At 38.1% G+C, this 3,882-nt stretch carries 4 protein-coding genes, 1 tRNA gene and 1 pseudogene; 3 read left to right on the forward strand and 3 right to left on the reverse strand.

Annotated elements, in window-relative coordinates; all coding sequences use genetic code 11:
• Positions 1–236 precede the first annotated feature (236 nt).
• Together ARSQ2_RS10320 and dnaQ are read right to left on the reverse strand one after the other, a co-directional pair.
• Positions 237–313: transfer RNA gene (locus tag ARSQ2_RS10320), tRNA-Asp, on the reverse strand.
• 115 nt (positions 314–428) lie between these two features.
• Entirely contained in the window at positions 429–1,193 is a 765-nt protein-coding gene (dnaQ, locus tag ARSQ2_RS10325) for a DNA polymerase III subunit epsilon (protein ID WP_181995249.1), read from the reverse strand.
• A 59-nt stretch (positions 1,194–1,252) separates the two neighbouring features.
• Here dnaQ and rnhA point away from each other — a divergent pair, with 59 nt between their 5' ends.
• Positions 1,253–1,723: a ribonuclease HI gene (rnhA, locus tag ARSQ2_RS10330; RefSeq protein ID WP_181995252.1), complete on the forward strand. Its 471-nt coding sequence runs from the start codon at positions 1,253–1,255 to the stop codon at positions 1,721–1,723.
• On the opposite strand, the gene ARSQ2_RS10335 is transcribed toward rnhA, so the two are convergent.
• Positions 1,720–2,436 (reverse strand): class I SAM-dependent methyltransferase, encoded by a 717-nt coding sequence (locus ARSQ2_RS10335; RefSeq protein WP_181995250.1) that lies wholly within the window; start codon positions 2,434–2,436, stop codon positions 1,720–1,722. The genes rnhA and ARSQ2_RS10335 overlap by 4 nt on opposite strands.
• A 44-nt stretch (positions 2,437–2,480) precedes the next feature.
• On the opposite strand from ARSQ2_RS10335, the gene gloB reads away from it, so the two are divergent.
• Positions 2,481–3,233 (forward strand): hydroxyacylglutathione hydrolase, encoded by a 753-nt coding sequence (gene gloB / locus ARSQ2_RS10340; protein ID WP_181995251.1) that lies wholly within the window; start codon positions 2,481–2,483, stop codon positions 3,231–3,233.
• 247 nt (positions 3,234–3,480) lie between these two features.
• Positions 3,481–3,781, forward strand: a pseudogene (locus tag ARSQ2_RS10345) (transglycosylase SLT domain-containing protein); the annotation flags it as partial.
• Positions 3,782–3,882: the final 101 nt, after the last annotated feature.

Below are 3,882 nucleotides of genomic sequence, written 5' to 3' on the forward strand. Positions count from 1 at the left end.
CAACCCTTCTTCTTCCATCGTAAATATCACTTTACGTCTAAAATCAATTGAATAGCTCATATAAATAATGTCATCAAAATTAAGTCGCTTAGCTATAGCGAAAATCAAAACACGAATATCATAATTTTTTCTAAGCAAAGAGGCTGTGAGATTGGATATGATTTTCTGGCAAAAAGAATGTTTATTATCTTAAAATACAGAAAACCCCAAGGCTTATACTCAGGGTTTTATAATATTGGCGGTGCGGACGAGACTTGAACCCGCGACCCCCGGCATGACAGGGCGGTATTCTAACCAACTGAACTACCGCACCACGGTATAATCGATTTAAGAACGGCCATGATATTACGAATCAGCAATCTATACGCGAATATTTTTTAGAAAAAATAACTATTTGCGCACTTTTTCAGATAAAAGTGTAACAATGATTAATGTTTAACCTGATCCTTTTCGCAATCATCGGAACGCCAAAGTGAAATCTTTCCACTTTTCTTTTCAATCAGATCCAGTTTTTCTTCATGGGCAGTAATTTCTTCTTGATTAGCATAAATCACGGTTAATCCCATTGCTGAGCGTTCTATTCGTTTAATATCATCGGTATAGGTTTCACTACCTGGCTCTGAATCAACTGAAAAAGCTAACGAAGTTTGTCCTCCGGTCATTGCCATATAGACTTCGGCCAAGATCTCTGCATCGAGCAAGGCGCCATGGAGTGTACGCTTTGAATTATCGATATGATAGCGATCACATAAAGCATCAAGATTATTCCGTTTTCCCGGAAACAGCTTTCTGGCCAATACCAAGCTATCAGTGATCTGACAAAAGTTTGCTGTCGGTGGAATATCTCTATTTAACTTGGAAAACTCATCATCCATAAACCCAATATCAAAAGGGGCATTGTGGATGATTAACTCAGCGCCGCAAATAAAATCTAAAAATTCATCGGCTATTTCAGCAAAAGTTGGTTTATCTTGTAAAAACTCATCACTAATCCCATGAACTTCGAAAGCTTCAGGATCAACTAATCGTGCTGGTTTTATATAAACATGGAAATGACGGCCAGTTAAGCGGCGATTGATCACTTCTACCGCGCCAATTTCAATAATATTATGTCCTTCATAATGGATCCCTAGCTTATTCATACCAGTAGTTTCCGTATCAAGAACTATTTGTCGTGTAATCACAGTGCTCATAGTGCCTTTTTATGTCAGACTTAGGGTTATAAATCACGAATAAAATGAGTTTATCAGAAATGACGAAACAGGTAGAAATTTTTACCGATGGTTCTTGCTTAGGCAATCCAGGCCCAGGCGGTTATGGTATTTTACTGCGTTATAATAAACATAAAAAAACATTAAGAAAAGGGTATTTTCGTACCACCAATAATCGTATGGAATTAATGGCTGCCATTATTGGTTTGGAAACGCTTAAACAACCCTGCCAGGTTATTCTAACGACTGATAGTCAATATGTCCGTCAGGGTATCACCCAATGGATCCACAACTGGAAAAATCGCCAATGGCGACGCGCAGATAAATCACCTGTTTTGAATCTTGATTTATGGCAACGATTAGACGCAGCAATTTCTAGACACCAAATAGAATGGCACTGGGTCAAAGGCCATGCTGGACATGCAGAAAATGAGCGATGCGATGAATTAGCAAGAAATGCGGCAAATTCACCCACAGAAGAGGATAGCGGCTACCAAACGAAACAAAATTAATGACGTTTGCGCCAACACTTAACAACCCCCATTGTGTTACCTATTTTCATGCGGGTTCGCATAAATTTTATGGGTGTTGGCGTCAACGGTAACGTTCTTTTACGGGCAATGATAAGATTGATACAACCGGCAAATTGCAAATTTCTATTGATAAAATGATCAGGATTCATCCAGGGTATAATTTGAAAACTTTGTCGCTGCAGTACTTCGTAATTCAATAAGCTCAACCAATCAAGTTGACGCCAGGTCGAAAACATATGACTACGATAGGGTTTCCGCTTACGCAAAAGAGGAATACATTTTCCTAACCCTAGCAAACTAAAAGGATTAAAATTAGATAAAATTAGCCAACCATCATTCACCAAAACCCTATCAGCTTCACGCAATAACCAATGTGGGTTAGTACTGTAAGATAGTTCTTGTATCAAAAGACAGGCATCAATCGATTTGTTCTCGAAAGGCATTTCATTAGGATCACCTAATAATTGACAGTTATTTCCAGCTATATTCATGCTAAATTGATGGGTAATCAGCGATGCTTTGGTATCAATCTGTAAACTCAATTGGCCAATTTTTAATAAATGGAAACCAAATATTTTTGGCCACCATAGTTGTAGCTTCTGGTTCAATGCAATACGATAATACTCTCCCCATGGAATATCTTCCCAGGAGTCAGGCATTTTAGATCGTTGAGCAATACGAGCTGACTTCATTGTAATATCCTTCTAACCCTTTAGCTATGAGGCATTATTATATTATGGAGCTTATCAGAATTCCTTCCTTAGTTGATAATTATATATGGCTATTAATCTATCAAGGTAACTGTATTATTGTCGATCCTTGTGCTGCTAAGCCAGTGCAGCAATTTTTGCAAAAAAATGCTATAAAACCGGTCGCTATTTTACTTACTCACCGCCATCATGATCACGTCGATGGCGTTAAAGAATTACAAAAATATTATCCCGAATTAGTCGTCTATGGTCCAATGGAAACCAGTAGCAAAGGAGCAACATGTATCATAAAAGGTGGAGAGCAGCTAAATTTTGCCGGCTTTTCATGGCAAATTTTTGCCGTACCTGGACATACTTTAGGACATGTTGCTTACTATCAAAAACCATATCTATTTTGCGGTGATACCCTATTTTCTGGTGGTTGTGGCCGTATTTTTGAAGGAACAGCTGAACAAATGTATCATTCGCTTGAGACGCTTAAAGCTTTACCTGATGAGACACTAGTCTGTTGCGCACATGAATATACCGCTGCGAATATGGTATTTGCCAATTATTTTCTACCCCACGATGAAGCAATAAAAGCTTATACTTTAGCCGTGAATCAAAAACGAGCCCAAAAACAATCCACACTGCCATCACAACTTAAAGTAGAAAAAAAAATCAATATCTTCTTAAGATATGACGATCCTTACTTACAAAAAGTATTGGGGTTTTCTCCTGCTACTTGTTCAAATTGTGATGTATTTGCCAAAATTCGCAAACTAAAAGATCGCTTTTAAATTGATGGTTGTCGTTAGCTAACGAGATCAGTATCATTCCCTCTTTATTAAAAAATTGAATAAATAACAACCTAGGATAGGTTACATTAATGAAGACAAAAGCGATACTATTCGCCTCTTTTCTGCTTGTTGGGTGTCAAATGACACCCAATTAGCAAACACCAGTTCCGTCTTCAGCCAATCAAGATATTGAAACTACCACTTGGGAATCAGCCTATTTAATAGAAAATGATTTGTGGGGTTATATGATTTGTGGGGTTATATTAGTAATGACCTGAAAATGGATATTCCTGATAATGCCAGGATCGGAAATCAAATCAAATCTTATTTGACCAAAGAAAGCTATTTGCGGAATGTGACATTACCCGCAGAGCGTTACATGTACTGGATTGTTGAAAAAATTGATCAACGCCACCTGCCAATGGAGCTTGCGCTGCTTCCTATCGTTGAAAGTGCTTTTAATCCCCCCCATGCGACCTCACAGGCTCAGGCTACAGGTTTATGGCAGATTATTCCATTGACTGGTCAAGTCATATGGATTAAAACAAAATATAGCTAAGCGACTTAATTTTGATTACACCATATTGAGTGCGAACAAAATATCTGCGTCGCATCCGAGCGCTCTTTTTTTACATTTAGCTTGTGCCCA

Source organism: Arsenophonus endosymbiont of Bemisia tabaci Q2 (assembly GCF_902713415.1).
In the GTDB taxonomy this organism is placed as follows: Bacteria; Pseudomonadota; Gammaproteobacteria; order Enterobacterales; family Enterobacteriaceae; genus Arsenophonus.

Excerpts from the sequence above, each read along its gene's own strand:
- dnaQ (WP_181995249.1), bottom strand. The coding sequence starts at position 1,193 with ATGAGCACTGTGATTACACGACAAATAGTTCTTGATACGGAAACTACT.
- rnhA (WP_181995252.1), top strand. The coding sequence starts at position 1,253 with ATGACGAAACAGGTAGAAATTTTTACCGATGGTTCTTGCTTAGGCAAT.
- gloB (WP_181995251.1), top strand. The coding sequence starts at position 2,481 with ATGGAGCTTATCAGAATTCCTTCCTTAGTTGATAATTATATATGGCTA.
- ARSQ2_RS10335 (WP_181995250.1), bottom strand. The coding sequence starts at position 2,436 with ATGAAGTCAGCTCGTATTGCTCAACGATCTAAAATGCCTGACTCCTGG.